General features: G+C 39.4%; 15 protein-coding genes. 1 reads left to right on the top strand and 14 read right to left on the bottom strand.

All coding sequences use genetic code 11. From position 1 onward, the window contains the following. Nucleotides 1-12 precede the first annotated feature (12 nt). From ACHABW_RS23500 to ACHABW_RS23470, 7 genes are all read right to left on the bottom strand, one after another. Nucleotides 13-1,020 (bottom strand): ATP-binding protein, encoded by a 1,008-nt coding sequence (locus tag ACHABW_RS23500; protein WP_435759138.1) that lies wholly within the window; start codon nt 1,018-1,020, stop codon nt 13-15. Nucleotides 1,021-1,482: 462 nt separating this feature from the next. After that, complete coding sequence (locus tag ACHABW_RS23495) at nt 1,483-2,298, bottom strand: ABC transporter permease (protein WP_435759136.1); 816 nt, start codon at nt 2,296-2,298, stop codon at nt 1,483-1,485. Next, nucleotides 2,288-3,169, bottom strand: a complete 882-nt coding sequence (locus ACHABW_RS23490; RefSeq protein ID WP_435759144.1) for an ABC transporter permease — start codon at nt 3,167-3,169, stop codon at nt 2,288-2,290. The genes ACHABW_RS23495 and ACHABW_RS23490 overlap by 11 nt, the downstream gene beginning before the upstream one ends. Continuing rightward, nucleotides 3,169-4,284, bottom strand: coding sequence for an ABC transporter ATP-binding protein (locus tag ACHABW_RS23485; protein WP_435759142.1), 1,116 nt, complete (start codon nt 4,282-4,284; stop codon nt 3,169-3,171). The genes ACHABW_RS23490 and ACHABW_RS23485 overlap by 1 nt, the downstream gene beginning before the upstream one ends. Continuing rightward, nucleotides 4,281-5,399, bottom strand: coding sequence for an ABC transporter substrate-binding protein (locus ACHABW_RS23480; protein WP_435759134.1), 1,119 nt, complete (start codon nt 5,397-5,399; stop codon nt 4,281-4,283). The genes ACHABW_RS23485 and ACHABW_RS23480 overlap by 4 nt, the downstream gene beginning before the upstream one ends. A gap of 13 nt (nt 5,400-5,412) precedes the next feature. Continuing rightward, nucleotides 5,413-7,398: a hydantoinase B/oxoprolinase family protein gene (locus ACHABW_RS23475; RefSeq protein WP_435759132.1), complete on the bottom strand. Its 1,986-nt coding sequence runs from the start codon at nt 7,396-7,398 to the stop codon at nt 5,413-5,415. After that, a complete protein-coding gene (locus ACHABW_RS23470; RefSeq protein WP_435759131.1) occupies nt 7,395-9,458 on the bottom strand; it encodes a hydantoinase/oxoprolinase family protein in 2,064 nt (687 codons plus the stop codon). The genes ACHABW_RS23475 and ACHABW_RS23470 overlap by 4 nt, the downstream gene beginning before the upstream one ends. A 621-nt stretch (nt 9,459-10,079) precedes the next feature. Between ACHABW_RS23470 and ACHABW_RS23465 the strand changes: the two genes are divergently transcribed. Then, nucleotides 10,080-10,202 (top strand): hypothetical protein, encoded by a 123-nt coding sequence (locus ACHABW_RS23465; RefSeq protein WP_435759129.1) that lies wholly within the window; start codon nt 10,080-10,082, stop codon nt 10,200-10,202. Nucleotides 10,203-10,273: 71 nt separating this feature from the next. Here the strand turns inward: ACHABW_RS23465 and ACHABW_RS23460 are convergent, their stop codons facing one another. The 7 genes from ACHABW_RS23460 to ACHABW_RS23430 form a co-directional block, all read right to left on the bottom strand. Further along, nucleotides 10,274-11,017, bottom strand: coding sequence for a response regulator transcription factor (locus ACHABW_RS23460; RefSeq protein ID WP_435759127.1), 744 nt, complete (start codon nt 11,015-11,017; stop codon nt 10,274-10,276). A 4-nt stretch (nt 11,018-11,021) separates the two neighbouring features. Then, complete coding sequence (locus ACHABW_RS23455) at nt 11,022-12,842, bottom strand: sensor histidine kinase (protein WP_435759125.1); 1,821 nt, start codon at nt 12,840-12,842, stop codon at nt 11,022-11,024. A 136-nt stretch (nt 12,843-12,978) separates the two neighbouring features. Continuing rightward, nucleotides 12,979-14,058 carry a TRAP transporter substrate-binding protein gene (locus ACHABW_RS23450; protein ID WP_435759123.1) on the bottom strand — a complete coding sequence of 360 codons (1,080 nt, stop codon included), beginning with the start codon at nt 14,056-14,058 and terminating at the stop codon, nt 12,979-12,981. 124 nt (nt 14,059-14,182) lie between these two features. Then, the gene (locus tag ACHABW_RS23445; protein WP_435759121.1) at nt 14,183-15,466 is read right to left on the bottom strand and encodes a TRAP transporter large permease; all 1,284 of its coding nucleotides are present in this window, start codon (nt 15,464-15,466) and stop codon (nt 14,183-14,185) included. Between the two features lie 2 nt (nt 15,467-15,468). Next, nucleotides 15,469-15,978, bottom strand: coding sequence for a TRAP transporter small permease (locus ACHABW_RS23440; RefSeq protein ID WP_435759119.1), 510 nt, complete (start codon nt 15,976-15,978; stop codon nt 15,469-15,471). Between the two features lie 424 nt (nt 15,979-16,402). Next, nucleotides 16,403-16,759: a hypothetical protein gene (locus tag ACHABW_RS23435; RefSeq protein WP_435759117.1), complete on the bottom strand. Its 357-nt coding sequence runs from the start codon at nt 16,757-16,759 to the stop codon at nt 16,403-16,405. Next, entirely contained in the window at nt 16,747-17,232 is a 486-nt protein-coding gene (locus ACHABW_RS23430) for a JAB domain-containing protein (RefSeq protein WP_435759140.1), read from the bottom strand. Before ACHABW_RS23430 ends, ACHABW_RS23435 begins: the two co-directional genes overlap by 13 nt. Between the last annotated feature and the right edge of the window lie 289 nt (nt 17,233-17,521).

Below are 17,521 nucleotides of genomic sequence, written 5' to 3'. Positions count from 1 at the left end.
CCTTGTTTTATTTTAGAAGCGGATATTGAATCTTGTTCCTTTACGATTTGTCGTATAATCGATGGTGGCGTTATTTCTTTTGGCTATGGAGAAACAAATAGGGATCCCTAAACCGGTTCCATTATCTTTTGTTGTAAAAAAAGGGATTTCAATATCATCAATGACGTCAGCGGGGATGCCATGTCCTTGATCGATAATCGATAGAACGACTTTACCCTTGGCTTCATAAGTCAAAATTTGAATTTCTTTTCCTGAATCCATCGCATCTAAGGAGTTATTGATCAAATTCAATAGAAGCTGTCGGATTTCATTTCTATCAATATTTAAGTTAGTGATAGTAGATAATTTTAGTACAAGCAATTTACCTTCTTTTATTGCTCTCGTTTCAAGCAAAGGTAAAATTGCCTTTATTAGTTCGTTTAAACTGCAGTACTCAACTTTTTTCGGCTTATCATTAGCTATATCAAGAAATTCAGTAATGATATCGTTAATACGATCTACCTCATCAATCATCAACATATTCTTACTTTTGTATTTACCCATTTCTTCATCTTCAACCATCAACTGCAAAAATCCCTTGATTGTCGTTATTGGATTTCTTACTTCATGAGCGACACCTGCTGCCATTTCACCGATGATTCTTAATCGATCATAGTATTGCTGTTGCTTTTCACTTTCCTTTCTATCTTCGATGTCACGAAAGGTTATAAATATCCCGTTCTTATTAGGGACTAACTTTACTTCAATCCATCGGTTTGTATAGAATGATATCAATTCAAATACGTTTGACTTTTGTTCTTCGTAAGCTCTTAAGTAATTTTCATGTACATATGTATCTTTATAATGAGGGACAACACTCCAAAAATTCTTCCCAATCAGTTCTTCTTTTGTCTTTATATTGTTCATCAAAAAAGTTGGTTCGGCTGCCTTATTAATAAATCGAAATTCCCAATTAGAATTTAAAAAATAACAAGGTTCAGACATGTTCTCTAATACTTCTATCATATCTACCTTTTGCATGTTCCTATCCATCTACTATTAACACATCCCTTCTAACCATCTATATAAATTTCGAAAGTTTTAAAAACCAAAATTATTTCATTCGAATTCGCGACTTTTTTTAGAAAAATGAGATCTCTTGCATATAGTTTGAATTACCCCTCTTTGTGAACTCTTTTCGATTCGAGCCTCTTTTGCCTGCTACAAATCTTTCGAATTCAGTCATTAAAAACAAGACGAGTAACATATATTGTTATTTTACCACGGTTATGCTAGTGACTGAACCTAAATTAAAACAAACCTTCTTGTTAACTTTATACAAATCAATGCATATAAATAAATAAGCCCCCTTACCCCTAAAGCTCGGAATAAAAAGGACTTATTAATTAGTAAAGTAAAAATCGTATACTCAGATCTGATCTTTTTTTGATTTGTTATCTTTTCCGTTTTATGTCTTTTCTTACCTCGCTCAAGGTCACAAAGTTAAAACACTTTTGTGATCCCTAATGTTTTTTCGATAATAATCAACGCGACAACGGAGACCAAGATAAAGATAACGGAAATAGCGTTAATCGTCGGGTCAAATGTTTGGTCAATATAGTTGAAAATACGGACCGGCACCGTTATCCATTGAGGCGAAGATACGAAAACACTTACTGAAACCTCCCCAAAGGACGTTACTGCTGCAAACACCGATCCCGCCATGACTCCCGGTTTAATTAACGGCAAGGTGACTTTAAAAAATGTCTGCACAGGACCAGCTCCTAGACTCATCGATGCAGATTCAAGCGCAGGATCTAGACCCGAAACACTCACGCCAACTGTCCGAACAACATAGGGAAAAGCAATGACAATATGGGCTAATAAGAGCCCCGTAATTTGTCCAAGCCATCCCATTGCTGTTGCTTGATATAGAAAGGCAATCCCTAAGACAACGTGCGGAATCATCAGTGGTGACATCATGACCGACTGAAATAATTGCTTACCTGGAAAATCAAGTCTCGTGATTGCATATGCCGCACCCGTACCAAGAATAACCGTTATTGGTGTCACAATAATCATCAATAAAAAACTTGTCCATAACGCCTCTAGCCATTCTGTATTACCAAGAATTTCTCCAAACCATCTTAGCGAAAAACTCGATGGTGGAAATTCAGGATAAGGATTGGGACTAAAAGCTGAGAGGACGATGACCAACACAGGAATCGTTAATAAAATATAGATAAAAATGCCAATGCTCCACAGAGTAATTGCCCCTATATCGACCTTTCGTTTACGCTTACTCGTTTTATTTCCCATTCAATCTAACCTCCCAACGGTTCAGTAGCCATACAAGTACGCCAACCACCGTCACGACACCAATGAGTAACGTAAATGACAAAGCAGCTGCAAGAGGTAAATTAAATATTTGTACGACTTGTTGATAAATCGTTAATGGTAACAATGGTTGAAGCCTTCCACCTATTAACAATGGGGTAATATAACTCCCCGCAGCTAATGAGAACACAATCAGAAATCCTGCAATCAAGCCAGGAACCGATAATGGTAACGTGACGCGAAGAAACGTTTTAAACCGATTTTCGCCTAAACTCATCGATGCCTTTTGTAAAGCAGGATCAATACTGCCGAGCGAAGTTGCTAACGGTAAGACAGCAAATGGAAGCAGAACTTGAACATAAGCAATAACAACTGCTTTTAAATTCCACAGCATCGAGATTGGCTCTTCAATTAAGTTTAGCCGCAACAGCAAATGATTGATTAACCCATTTTGAGATAACAGAACGATCCACGCAAAACTTAAGACGACCATACTTGTCAGTAGTGGGGTGATCAATAAAATGTACAACGTACTCCGAACGAATTGTTTTTTTGCGCTGACAAGAATATAAGCGGCTGGATAGGCAAGGGTCACTGTAATAATCGCTGTCACTAGCGCAACCACAATCGTGACTCCCGTTGTTTTTAAATAAGTCGTTGACCCAAACACGGTTATATACTGAGCGAAACTATAAGTATCTAGCGGATTTAAGTATGGATCAACGTCTTTAAAGCTCAAATCAGCTAACATAAGAATAGGGATGACTAAAAACAAGCTTAAAAATACCACCGCTGGACAAAGAAGCAACCAAAAAAAGCCTTTATTCTTCTGATTCTGATAAAACCTTTTCATCATGAAGATGTCTCCTCTTGATTGATTAGGATCAAGTCTTCTTTATTCCAAGCGATAGTAATCACTTGTTCAGGCTCAGGTGGTACGTGAAATACAGGATCTGGAACTAGTATCAGCATTTCCCCTTTCCCTTGTAATTTCACGGTTAATCGAACGGAACTGCCAATATAACTTACTTGAACAACCGTTACTTTACAGCTGTTATACAATTCGTTTAACGATTCCGCTACGACCCTGATTCGTTCAGGTCGTAACATCATAAGCGACGTCGTTTCTTCTAGTTCAGATCCCTTGTTCATCGCAAGTTTCAACGGTTCATTTTCACTCATGGTGAAATTTTCTGCCTGATAAACTGTTTTATTATCATCCGTTTCACTCGCAACTTTTTTCACAGAAAGCAAATTCACTTGTCCGATAAACCCGGCAACAAACTCGTTTTCCGGCTTACGGTACACGTCTAATGGCGACCCTATTTGGCGAATATGCCCTTGGCCGAGGACGCCTATTCGATCAGATAAACTTAGTGCTTCTTCTTGATCGTGCGTCACAAGAACCGTAGTAATGCCAATTCGCTTCTGCAGCAATCGTAATTCTGTTTGCATGTCCTTACGTAAGTTGGCATCTAAATTACTTAACGGTTCATCAAGCAAGAGAACAGACGGTTCAATCGCTAGTGCACGTGCGATGGCCACCCGCTGTTGTTGTCCGCCACTTAATTGCTTCGGCATTCGTTCTTGAAATGCTTCGAGTTGAACTAACGCTAATGACTCTTCTACTTTCCTACGCACCTCTTTTTTTGATAACTTCTTCACCTTAAGCCCATATGCGACATTATCAAACACAGTTAAATGTGGAAAGAGGGCATAGTTTTGAAAAACCATGCCAATCTTCCGTTTATACGGTGGGAGGTTTGTGACATCATCACCATTAATAAAAACAGAACCTGTCGTTGGTTCTAGGAACCCCGCGATAATGTTCAAAAGCGTTGTTTTTCCACAACCACTCGGACCAAGCAAAGAGAAAAATTCTCCATCATGGATGTCCAAATCTACTTGTTCAAGAGCAATATTCCCTCCAAAATCTTGGCTGATCTGCCTAACTGAAATACTCACTATTCGCCTCCAAATGTTTCGGTCCATCGGTTAGTTATTTCTGATAGTTTAGGTGTCACCGTTTCATAATCTACCCACTTCAACTCTTGGTAAAATTCTTCACCGACTTGGATTCTTTCCTCTAACTTTTCACTATATTCGACATTTAAATTAGCCATGCCATAGAAAGATCTTTCCGCAAATTCACCTTGCACTTCAGGGCTTGATAAATAGTCGACTAATTCATAGGCATTTGCTAAGTTCGGACTACCTTTTGTGACAACCCAACTTGCGAGGGCAGCAACAGGACCTTCTTCTGGATACGTAAAGCCAACATCGAGACCGGCTTCCTCTAAACCAAATACGCGACCATCCCAGAATGGTACAGCAACAATTTCTCCACGTTCTAATAACGTTTGAATCGATCCTGGATTATCAGGATAAGCTACGGTATTTTCTTTCAGTTCGGCAAGCTTTTCAAACGTGCGGTCAATGTCTTCAGGATTTGATTCTTCGCCACCTAATGCATGGACAATGCCTGAGAAAAACTGCAGTCCAGCTGAATAGGTTGGCGAAGAAATGCCAAGTGACCCCTTGTATTGTTCATCCCACAGATCTAACCAACTCTCAGGTGGAGTTTCTACTAAATCTCTTCGATAAGCAATTCCTAATTGTCCCATACTAAAACCAGCGCCATAAACCTCTCCTTCGTTTGTAAAACGTTCATTAATTGATGGAGCGATATCTGCAATGTTCGGGACATGTTCACTTGCTAAAGGAGCCAACAAGTCAGATACCATCGCCCGTTCGATCGTATCTGGCTGAAGAATTAACACATCATAAATAGGATCATTTCCATTTGATGCGCGAATTTGCGAGTACCACTCTGCATCCGCACCAGCCACGACGTTCACTTCAATACCAGTTTCTTCCTCAAATTCATCTAGTGCGATATCGCGAATATCTTCTTCCCAATTCCCACCGTAAACACCAATCGTTACTTCATCTGTTGCTTCAAGCTCAGCTGTTCCATCGTTTCCAGTTTCATTTTCTTCCGCTGCATCATTGCCACAAGCAACCATCATCGACACAACGATTACAAGCATTACCAACAAAAATAATTGCTTTGTCTTATTCATGTTTTTGCCCCTTTCATATGTTATTAGTAAATGTTCCCCATATTTGTTCGATTATTTCTTTCGTTAATGGTTGCTCTGCCACATTCTCATTGACATATTGATGAATCTTCTGTTTCCGAGACCATCTTTGTCGAGGCGGAAGGGCTTGTAAAAGTTTCGCTAATGTATCGCTCGCTTCAAGAGTCCATTGGGTTTCATACGTTTCTCTAGCTTCACCAAAATCCCAAAAAAGCTCTTGATTGGTCGTTGTTTTCTGTCTAACCTTGTCTGTTTTTATCTGATCAATAGCTAAGCTGTTGTGGTCATCATTGGAATCAATGATGACCCCATACTGCTTTTTCGCGTTGTCGATGCTTAGTAACCCATCTTCTACTTCTTTTAACACCAAATGTGGCTCTCGCAAAAACGCCGAGCCCCAACCGCCACCAGCTGGCGAGGCAAAGCTGACAATATCACCAATATTCGGCTTCAAGACACTAATTTTCTCGATAGGGGTTTGTTCATCACTGCCATTTTCATAGAGAGAGACAGAGCCTAACGAACCCGCTTGTCCCCCTGTTAATCCCCATGGTTGGAAACGGAGTCGCTCCATTCCCCGTGCGGTCACGAGGGAATCGGGTTTGATGATTTCAAAGTCGAGACCAATTGCATGTCCGCCACGGTGAGATCCTGGCCCCGCAGTGTCTGGAAGCAGTTCATAACGATGAACAAGAATATCAATATGCTGTTCAAGACTTTCAATCGGCGTATTTTTCAAAAATCCAGACGCATGATCAATCCCATCGACACCATCCATGTCACGTTGAGCCCCTCCACCTCCACCTAGTGGCTGGACTACGGCTACATTACTCGTCCCCGTTAAATCATCAGGTGTTGATAGGACAACAATCGCGGCCTGGCCAGCACCTGCTGCCGGAACCGTTTCTGGAGAAGCTTGAGATAGTGCGCCTAATATCACATTATAAAGCCTCATTGTAATACTATGACGAATCCCGACAGCCGCTGGGTAGATTGGATTAACAACGGTGCCTTCTGGAGCAATCACCTTAACGGGATGAAGGATCCCTCCATTTATCGGAATATATGGATCCGCACTTATAATATAATTAATGAATCCTTGTAGCAAAAAAGAATGCCTTGTTCCATTTGTCACCAAGTTAAAAGCTGATTGAACTTGAGGATCACATCGTGAAAAATCAAAAATCAACTCATCACCATCAACGGTCATATCGACAGCTAATCGAATAGGGACATTTGATACCATATCATCATCCAAATAATCATGGAAAGAATACGTCCCATTTGGAATTTGTTTAATGACTTGCCGTGATCTCATGTCTGCTTGCTCAAGCAAGTCCTCCATCGCATGAAACGTAGATTCCTCGCCAAACTTTTCAACCATCGTTAACACTCGCGTTTCCGCTGTATTGACCGCTGCCACCATCGCATTAATATCACCAAAGTTCAACTGAGGAACACGGCTATTGGCATCTAAGAATGACTTCACGTCTTTGTTCAATTCGCCACGGCGATACAATTTGACAGGCGCAATCCGCAACCCCTCTTGGTGAATATCTGTCGCAAGAGGAGAAATACTTGCCGGAACCAATCCTCCCACATCACTACAATGCACAAATGCCCACGCATAACTAATGATTTGACCATTCTCAAAAATCGGTTTAAAAACATGAACATCTGGTAAGTGCGTCGCTAACCCATCCGTTGTATAGGGATCATTTGTAATGATGATGTCCCCTTCCTCAAATGGTTCACACGCCTCTATCGCTTTTTTCAGACTTAATCCTAAAAAAATCGTCACACCAACTGAGCGAGGGTACACGTAAAAATCACCATTTGGCGCCGCTAATGCCGTCGCAAAGTCGGCCGACTCTTTGACAAATGTCGTATAGGACGTTCGCTCAATGACATGTCCCATTCCGCTCGCAATCGCATTAAAGTAGCTTCTCATAATTTCTAGTGTTGCAGGATCAGATCTCATTTTCCATCTCCCCCTTTGACTCGTTGCAAAATCAAATTACTGTGCTGATCGGTTTTACTTTCCCAGCCATCTAACACAAGCACCGTCGTATCATCTTGCTCAATTACGGCAGGTCCTTGCACAATGTCTCCTGCTAGGAACGTACTCCGTTCATAAATCGGTGCTGTCACTCTTTTTCCATAGATAACTAACGTCCGATATTCAACAGGCTCCGGGGACTTTTTCGTACGAGACAAAGTCTGTAATGATGGTTTTGGTGTATATCCAACAATTCTCACCCGTAAATTGATGATTTCCAGAAACGCTTCTGGATCCTGATGGCCATATTGCGTTTGATGCAACCGATGGAATGATTGAACAATCTGCTCATGTGTATCCGTTTCAAGCCAATCAGACTGGATAGGAAGTTCAATTTCAAACGCTTGGTTTCTATATCTTGCATCGATAGAGAGGTTCAACTCTGTTTTAGTAATATCTGTTCTCTCTTGGTTTTCCAACCATGATTTCGCTTGGTCGACCAAAACACTGAAATCATTACGTAACGAGTCCATTGGGATATCATGTAGTAAAGCATGACGTGTTTTCATTTCATCATGGATAAAATCAGCCGTCATAGCACCAAGGGCACTAAGCGTACCCGGAAGCGGCGGAACGAGCACATTCTTCGCTTGAATTTCTTCCGCTAAATAGTTTGCCATCACAGGTCCAGCCCCACCAAAACTAAGCAACGTAAATTCTCGAGGGTCAAATCCTTGGTGCTCCATAATTGTACTCATCTCTGCGTACATATTCGCAATTGCCACTCTAATCATTCGGTCCGCTGCTTCTTTGACATCAAGCTGCAAATGGTTTGCGATCGGGCTAAGTGCCTCATCAGATCGATCGACATGAAGCGCTACTCCCCCACCAGCATAACGGCGTTGATTCAAGTACCCGCATAATAAAAATGCATCGGTTAAAGCTGCTTTGTTGCCTATACCATAACAAGCAGGTCCTGGTTCCGATCCTACGGAATCTGGTCCGACTTTTAACAGTCCACCATTATCAATCCACGCATACGATCCGCCACCTGCCCCAATCGAAAACATGGAAACAGCCGGAAGCATCACGGGAAATCCGCCAAGCTGATTGGCCGAGGTGTAAGTTGGGCGAGCCTCATGGATAATCGATATATCCGCGCTCGTTCCACCAACGTCAAATGTCATCACATTTTCTATCCCGGCAGATTCGGCTACTTGTAACGCACCGATGATTCCAGCTGCCGGTCCAGAAAAAAGCGTCTTAACAGGCTGTTCTATCGCTGTTTTCACGTCCATAATGCCACCATTTGATTGGGTAATAAGTGGTTTCGCAGCCACTCCTTCCGTTTTTAAGCGTTTTTCCAATGAGTGGAAGTGCTCACTCACTTTCGGGTGAATATATAAGTTCATCGACGTCATCACTGCCCGTTCAAATTCTCTCATCTGCGGCCAAAGCTCAGACGACATATTCACTTCCATATTAGGATACCTTTCTTTAATTCTTTCTGCGGCCAGTTGTTCATGTGATGGATTGACATAACTATGTAGAAAACAAATTACAATCCCATCAACCCCAGCATCATGTGCTTTTTCAATCGCCGTATCGAGACTTTCCATATCAAGCTCTTGATGAACAGATCCATCAAACGTTAATCTCTCACGAATCGGAAATACCGATTTACGAGGGATAAAGGCTTCAGGGTGCCGCGAACGAAAGTCATACGGGATCGGTAGACGAAGACGCTGCAACGTAAATAGATCTCGAAAGCCTTCCGTAACAAACAACGCTAGATTCGCGCCATTTCTTTGAATGATAGTATTCAAGCCTATGGTTGTACCGTGCACAAAATAATGAATGGTAGATGGATCAATCCCTCTTTCACGCAAGATTTGTAACCCATTTGCAATCCCTTGCGTGGGATGTTCTACGACAGTTGGAGTTTTAAGACTAATCACATCACCACTTGCTTCATTTAAAAGGACAAGATCGGTAAATGTCCCTCCAATATCAATGCCTAAACGGTATTTTTCTGTATTCAAAACAAACAGCTCCCACGTTCTTTTCAAATTAGACTCTTTTTAACTTTAAACCGACAATTATAATAGGGATAATATTACGTTATTATAATAAAAACGTCGAATTTTGTCAAAAGATTCTGATCATTTCCTGCTACTACCTTTATAGATCTTGGCTGCCTTAAAAGTACAGCAGAGAGAGTTCCAGCTTTTTACCCCACCGTTCCGCGGAGGAATCGTCAAGCCCCTCAATATATTCTCTATGTTTACCTATGTATGGACCTTATGAGGTACATAAAAAGACTTCATGCTGTTCATCATTGATATATTCTTCAATATCAGGTGGCACACATCACCATACTTGACCTGCAGTGTGGTGGTCTTATTAGTTTCCTTATACAATAATACTTATTCGTAAGACATCGTAGAGCTCTTATTCAATAGTTTCTAATAAGAAAAAGGGAAGTTAGAAGCCACCCTTGCCTACCGAAGTCAGGTTTTCAAGATCATGAGGCGTATCCCTCAATCTATGAAAAAGCGGATGATTACCATTTCTATCATGCAAGTGGACATTGTTTCTTTTACGGAAAAAAGAGGACCTCTTATTTAGCAGCCTTTACTTTTTTATCTTTAAATGGATTTGATTTGATAGTTCCTGATGAAGAAGTAGAAGAATGGACAATCATGATAGCTGATCATGAAAAACGGCCTCCATTAGAAGAAGCGGTAAGTAGGCTAGCAGAATATGCAAGTGAAAGAATAGAGTAGTCTTCTTTTTCAGAAATGAAATGGGAGGCTATTTTCGTTTATTTGTCAGGAACGAGTAATCACCAAACCTTTTAAACTTTTTTATGTTGCCTCCGATAATTGGATGGAGTCATCTTGTAAAACTTTTTAAAAGAATTGGTGAAATAAGCAATGTCTGAATAGCCTAGTCTTTCAGCCACTTCAGAAATTCGCAGGGACGTTCGCGTTAGAAAAGTGGCTGCTTCCTTCATCCTGAGTGATGTTACATACTCATTAAAGTTCTTTCCGGTTTCTTCTTTAAAAAGCTGACTTAGATAACTTGAATTAAGATAGACTTTTTTAGCAGCTTCCTTCAAACTTACACCACCTGGCATTGAATCTTCAATAAGACGAATCACCTGCTCTGTAGTGGAAATCTCTTCGTTTATCTCTGTTTCCGTACGTTCTTCAACTTCATGAGTTGTTTCGTTATCAGCCAGCCATTTTTTTAGACAATTCTTCATATCCTCCTCTTCTAATGGCTTTAACAAATAGTCAAAAACCCCCATTCGAAGCGCTTGTTGGGCATATTCAAAATCATCATAGCCGCTTATAACAATCACGTCTGTGCAGATTTCTTTATCTCTTATTTGATTTGTCAAAGCCAGCCCATCCATTACAGGCATTCGGATATCCGTTAAAATGATATCAACGCTATGATCCTTTAACCAATCTAATGCTTCCATTCCGTGAGCGACTTCTTTAACTACTTGAAAGGAAAGATTCGTTTTTTCAATCACCTTACGAATGACTGTACGTACCCACTTTTCATCTTCAACTAACAAAATGCTATACATGTTATCACTCCATTTCCTCATATGGAAGACAAATACCAATAGTAGTTCCGCTTTTGTCAGACTTCTTAATTACCAGCCCAAATTCCTCTCCAAAAACAAGTTGATTACGGCGGTGTACGTTAACCATACCAATGTGGGATCCTCCATTAGAAACATCCTTTTGCTTTAAATCAATACGTCGCAGCTTCTTATCACCTTTTGTCATTCCTACACCTGTATCTTTGATTAATAAAACAAAGGTATTTTCAGAATCCTTTTCTGCTGTCACTTCAATAACAATAGGCGCGGTACTTGGTTCTGCACCGTGGATGACAGCGTTTTCTATTAACGGCTGTAAAGAAAATCGGGCAACTTTTTGTCTCCAACACCATTCTGGCATGTTGATTTGATATTCTATTTTCTCATTAAATCTATATTTTTGAATCTTCAAATATAGCATACTCATTTCTATTTCATTTTTAATGTCTACCACTTTGGACTGTTCTTTCAAATTATAACGCAGGAGTTTCCCCATAGAAGCAGATATTGTCGCGATATCATCCCTGTTACTTTCCAATGCCATGCCTCTAATTGTTTCTAACGAGTTGTATAAAAAGTGAGGGTCCATTTGCGACTGAAGGGCCTTTAATTCGGTATCCTTTTGAAGTAACTGTAATTCTGCTTCTTTTATTTGAGCAATATACACTTCCTGTACGAGAGAAGAGATTCTGTCCATCATGTTATTAAATCCCTCGGTAAGTTGACCAATCTCGTCTTTCGATTCCACGGGCACCCTTAGCGAAAAATTTTCTTCATCCACCCAACTAACGGAATCCTTAAGTCTTCTAATAGGTCGTAATAGGTTCGATGAAAAGCTGTATCCAATAACAATTACTATAATAAGAGAAATAACGATTGTTTTAAGAATAATTTTTTTTATATATTCAATCCCTTGGGTAACTTCATGATATGGAATGGTTGTCGCAAGCGTCCAGCCTAACTGCTCAGATTCACTATATGTGATTAAGTCAGGATTTTTGTCTGAACTAACATAGGAGCCACTTTGCTTGTCCTCGATTTCCTGCCAATGCTTTTCATTATACTCTTCTCCAATTTTTTGTGAATTCGGATGATATATGTAATGACCTTCTTGATCAGTGATAAAGAAATAACCAGTATTTCCAGGACTGATCTTTCTGGCAACATCATTTACACGTTGATAATTCAAATCGATAATGAGCATCCCAAAAGGCTGTAACGTATGTGGGTTCACAATCCTTTTAACTACGGAAATGACCGACCGTTCTTTTCCATGCCAATCAATCACTCGACTAATGATCGTAGGCCTAGCCATGCCAGTAATGGAATAATACCAGGGTGTCTGTCTTAAAGAAGCAGCTGTTGATTCGTCAGCGATTCCAGCCGAATCAACAATCGAAATATCGTCAACAACTAACGTGATATTAGCAATATCTGATTGCGAATATGCCTCGTTTCTAAGTACATTTATAATCGATTGGGTAATCCCGCTCTCCTCAATTTCCTCATGACTGTTCATTCTTAAAAATTCGATTGTATCCGGATGATTGACGATTTTTAACGTACTGATTTCATAATCCCATATATAATCCTCTATATACGTTTTTACTTGTTCAATGATTAGCGAGTTGTATTCTTTTGCTTCCTCCTGTAATTCATTGGAAGAATGTATATAAGAAATTGCCCCTACCGTAATTAAAGGTACGATTACGATTACCGTAAAAATAACTAACATCCTTTGGAACAATGGGCGATCCATCATTAGAAAAAACCTAATTATTTTATTTTCTCTAAAATTATGCGACATTTCTCCACCTACTATATGTGTATTATAGTAAAAAACGGTCCTCTATATCTATGATCATAGTAGATTCTTCTATAACTAACAAGAGGCTCACATAAAGATGCGGGCCTCTTGTTTTAATAGGTATGTGATATTCATTTTAACGAGCAGACTCAATGGCATCTAATACTTCTCTATATTGTTCACCATGCTCGTCAATTACGCTACTGGCTGCTTCTTGCCACACGGATACATCGTCTACTTCAACGATTGTCGCACCCGCAGCTCGAACCTCTTCTTCAGAAAACGCTTCAAACTCTGCCCAATTTTCTCTTTGAAAATCAATGGAATCTGTCGCTGCCTGTTTAATAAGTTCTTGATCTTCTTCATCTAATATTTCCCACGTACTAGAAGAAGCAACAAGTACTTCAGGAACGCGTTGATGACCATCTAAAATATAGTAGGGGGCAACTTCAAAATGTCTCGTAGAATAATAACTTGGATAATTATTTTCAGCTGCATCAATAACTCCTGTTTGTAACCCGCTGAATACTTCCCCAAAATCCATCGGAGTTGCACTTGCTCCAAGTGCATTCATTAAGTCTATATTAATAGCGTTTTGTTGGACACGGATTTTTTGACCTTCTAAATCTTCCAGACTATTGATAGGTTCAGATGAGTAGAAATGACGAGCACCTGAACTGTAGTATGCTAAGCCCATCATATTAGAACTCTCTAAGCTCATCAATAAGTTATCACCATGCTCGCTTGAAAGAAAGTTCCATAAATGGTCATCGTTATCAAAAATATACGGTAAGCTGAATACTCCAAAATCTTCATTAAACTCCGCCATAGGACCTGCACTTGTTCTTGTGAAATCAATCGATCCTAATTGAACTTGCTCAAGTACGGCTGACTCTTCACCAAGTGACGCAGAAGGAAACACATCAATGGTAATCCGGCCATCAGAACGCTCACCTACTAATTCCGCAAAATGCTTATCAGCCAAAGTCGTTGGATAATCTGGAGCATGCGTTTCAGCTAATCGGAATTGATAGCTTTCCTTCTCTTCCGCTGGCTCCGCTTCATTATTTCCTGCTTCATTATTTCCCTCTTCATTAGCTGTATTATCTGTTGCTTCCGGATCCTCCTGGCTGACGTTCGAATCACCACCACACGCTGCTAATACTAAAACTACCAGTAACGTTGCTACACTTAATAATATCCACTTTTTACTCATAAAAATTTACCTCCCCTTTTTTAATGTGTTTTTTAAATCTATCTTCATTGTAATTTGAAAACGCTTTCACTAATAGGTGACTAATATTATATTTTTTTGTGTTTTTTTTAGATTGTTACATTATTTATCCGAATTTGTTAGGAAGCCACATGACAATACCTGGAACAAATGTTAACAGCAATAAAATAGCAACCAGTACTAAGTAAAATGGAATTAATGCTTTCGCTCCTTTTTCTATCGGAATTTTTCCTAAGGCACAACCTACAAACAATACCGTACCAACAGGCGGCGTAATTAATCCAATACCTAAATTCAAAATCATAATAATCCCAAAGTGAATCGGATCCATTCCTAATGTTCCTACCGTAATCGGGTAAAGAATTGGAGTCATAATTAAAATTAAAGGTGCCATATCCATCGGTGCACCTAATACTAGTAATAATACCGTGATAATTAACATAATCACAACAGGATTGTCAGATACCATTAAGAAAAGATCTGTTACCATTCCCGGAATTTGTAGATACGCTAAAATAAAAGCAAAAGCTTTAGATGCAGCAATTAAAAACAACACCATCGAAACAGTTCTAAACGTCTTTTTCATAATTAAACCCATTCTGGAAAGTGGGATTTCACGATAAACGAAAAAAACTAATATAAATGCATATAAGCAAGCAATTGCCCCTGATTCTGTCGCAGTAAACTTCCCTGAAAAAATCCCGCCTAGAATGATTGCTCCAGTCATTAAAGAAAGAAAACCATCTAAAAGGATTTTCGGTGCCTTTTTAAGTGGAACGGGCTCTCCTTTTTCATAATTCCTTTTACGTGCAATCACATAGGACATAGCCATTAATCCAATCAACATGATAAATGCCGGGACTATGCCTGCAAGAAATAAAGAAGAAATGGAAACTCCGCCAGCCGCTAGGGCATATAAAATCATGTTATGACTCGGTGGCATAATCACCCCTTGAATGGAACTTGCCGCTGTTACTGCAACTGTGTAATCACTATCGTAACCTTTCTCTTTCATCATCGGAATCATCACAGATCCAATGGATGACACGTCGGCTACTGCTGAACCAGATATATTACCAAATAATAAACTAGTAAAACAGTTTACCATGGCCAAACCACCACGAATCATTCCAACGAAGAGTTGTGCCATATTGATTAGACGTAAAGACAATCCACCTTCACCCATCAGCTGGCCAGCTAAGATAAAGAACGGAACAGCTAATAAAGTATAGGAGTTTACTCCTTGAACTAAATTAGGTACAGCTGTTGCTAAAGAAATATCCAACACCCACATTGTTATCAGAGTAGAACCTACAAGAACTATGGCAACCGGAAAACCTAATAATAGCAATATGATAAAACTGATAGATAAAACTAAGATTCCTAACATCGTTAACTCACCTCTTCCTCATCATCTGATTCTGGATGCCTTCGTGTTTCGATCCCAACGATTTGTAGAAAAGAATAAATGCAAACCAGTACTCCTGTTATTGGCACGATCACATACTGAACACTTCTTGGCAACCCCGTAGCTGCTAGTGTGTTAGCATGCATTAACTCCGTATATTGCCATCCGTAGATCACCAAGTACAGCCCGAATATAAACACAGTGATTGTAATGACCTTTGAAACTTTTTTTTGCGCAGACTGTGATATCCGACGTGTAACCGAATCCATGGATAGATGCAACTTTTCTCTAAAACCAATAGCAATTCCCAAAAAAGCTGTCCAAACCAACAATAGAAGCGTGACTTCCTCAGACCAGAAATAAACAAAGTTTCCTATAGTTCTAGTAAACACTTGTACCGTTACAATAATTACCATTATCGACAGTGTCATTAAGGCAAAAATTTCTAACAGCCGATCTAAACTAAGAGCAATTTTTTTTATAATTTTATACATCGTCATCCCCCCTTCTCCTTAGATGTTATTATAATTGTAAGGGACTTTCGCAACTTTGGAAACGGTTACATTTATAGATTTATTTGTGATTTTTTTAGGTTTATATTCTTTTAGATGATTGTTCCTCTGAAAGAGCATCCACCGTTCTTTCGCTACTCCAAATAGGATTGGAAGCCTTGAACATCATTGACATAGGATTCTATGGTTTTTGTAGATTTCCATCACACTTAAGTTACCAAAGTTTTTTCGTAAGATTACGTATAGTTTTGGCGTCACTCTGTGTTCAATCGCTCAAGATATTCCATGTAGTTTCGGAGTAATTCTTAATCAGCCGAATTTGGTATGCTTTTAAGAGCTCTAGCGAAGGATTCTGCGAAACCATTCTTGACCATTGAGTTTTATGACATGAACATTTGTCATTGTTTCACTCTCCTTCTATTTCGAAAATAGTTCTATCATGACGAATACAAACAGGTGGGCTTCCTAGATTGATTTCCTGACACATTGCCCATCCAATGTAGCCATCCTCATCTCCACGTTTTACAAGACTAAACACCCAATTCAGATTCTCTGCATCCTCATGCATTGCACAAGAAAGCAAAAACAACTCTTGCAATGATTCCAGCAAATGAGGTGGAAACATTTCTTCGTCTACTTCTTCTTTTGAAAACATGTTAGCTTCCCAAGTAAGAGATCTTAATTCTTGCTTTGAAAACATCACTTGCCTCATTAAATATGTCACAAATAATTCTTCTGCTTCCCCCATGGTTAACTTACACATAGCCCTTTTTCCTTTAATGATACAAACGATTCATCACAAACGATTACATGATCTAATATCTCAATGCCCATCATCTTGCCTGCTTCTATCAATTTTTTGGTTACAGCAATGTCTTCCTGACTTGGTTCTGGATTATTTGACGGATGGTTGTGACCAAGAATGAGTGACGCTGCATTGCTTAAAATACCTACTTTCATGACTTCCCTAGGGTGAACAATACTCGCATTGAGCCATCCAATGTGACACGTATGGATGGCTGTAGGTTGGTTCTTCGTATCCAGTGCCATTACAACAAAATGCTCACGATCAACGCCATCTAAATATTCCTTAAACAACTCCCAAGCATCACTCGGACTAGCAATTCTTCGGTTCTTATACAACAAGCTTGCTTCTCGAACCAACTTGACACTCACAATGTTCACTCTCTTAGCTGGCTGCTCTTTTACCTCCTTCACAATATCTACTAATGGCAGGCTAACTGTTCTGTGCTCTCATACTTTTTCATTTTAACTTCCTCCTGAAATAAAAATTGCCCCTACTCCCATAAAGGGAGTAGAGGCTTTGGTTGTTTGTTACTTTGACGTTTAACAGTCACAGTTCAAACGTACGTTATCATTTTAATAATATATATTTAATTGTTGTTTTATTACATTTAGGTTATTTTATAATTAGCGTAATCACAAATTAACTCGCTACCCATGCAAATCCTGTTGTTGGCCCTGATTATACTTATTTAAAAAAACACTATTTTGAGTTGCATGG

The organism is Salipaludibacillus sp. CF4.18 (genome assembly GCF_051262595.1).
Taxonomy (GTDB): Bacteria; Bacillota; Bacilli; order Bacillales; family Salisediminibacteriaceae; genus Salipaludibacillus; species Salipaludibacillus neizhouensis.
The sequence above is the reverse complement of the archived record's forward strand: the minus strand, read 5'-3'. Positions and strand labels throughout refer to the sequence as shown.

What these genes read in the sequence shown, in the direction of transcription:
- ACHABW_RS23500 (WP_435759138.1), bottom strand. Translation starts at nt 1,020, where the DNA reads ATGCAAAAGGTAGATATGATAGAAGTATTAGAGAACATGTCTGAACCT.
- ACHABW_RS23495 (WP_435759136.1), bottom strand. Translation starts at nt 2,298, where the DNA reads ATGGGAAATAAAACGAGTAAGCGTAAACGAAAGGTCGATATAGGGGCA.
- ACHABW_RS23490 (WP_435759144.1), bottom strand. Translation starts at nt 3,169, where the DNA reads ATGAAAAGGTTTTATCAGAATCAGAAGAATAAAGGCTTTTTTTGGTTG.
- ACHABW_RS23480 (WP_435759134.1), bottom strand. Translation starts at nt 5,399, where the DNA reads ATGAATAAGACAAAGCAATTATTTTTGTTGGTAATGCTTGTAATCGTT.
- ACHABW_RS23475 (WP_435759132.1), bottom strand. Translation starts at nt 7,398, where the DNA reads ATGAGATCTGATCCTGCAACACTAGAAATTATGAGAAGCTACTTTAAT.
- ACHABW_RS23460 (WP_435759127.1), bottom strand. Translation starts at nt 11,017, where the DNA reads ATGTATAGCATTTTGTTAGTTGAAGATGAAAAGTGGGTACGTACAGTC.
- ACHABW_RS23455 (WP_435759125.1), bottom strand. Translation starts at nt 12,842, where the DNA reads ATGTCGCATAATTTTAGAGAAAATAAAATAATTAGGTTTTTTCTAATG.
- ACHABW_RS23450 (WP_435759123.1), bottom strand. Translation starts at nt 14,058, where the DNA reads ATGAGTAAAAAGTGGATATTATTAAGTGTAGCAACGTTACTGGTAGTT.
- ACHABW_RS23445 (WP_435759121.1), bottom strand. Translation starts at nt 15,466, where the DNA reads ATGTTAGGAATCTTAGTTTTATCTATCAGTTTTATCATATTGCTATTA.
- ACHABW_RS23440 (WP_435759119.1), bottom strand. Translation starts at nt 15,978, where the DNA reads ATGTATAAAATTATAAAAAAAATTGCTCTTAGTTTAGATCGGCTGTTA.
- ACHABW_RS23435 (WP_435759117.1), bottom strand. Translation starts at nt 16,759, where the DNA reads ATGTGTAAGTTAACCATGGGGGAAGCAGAAGAATTATTTGTGACATAT.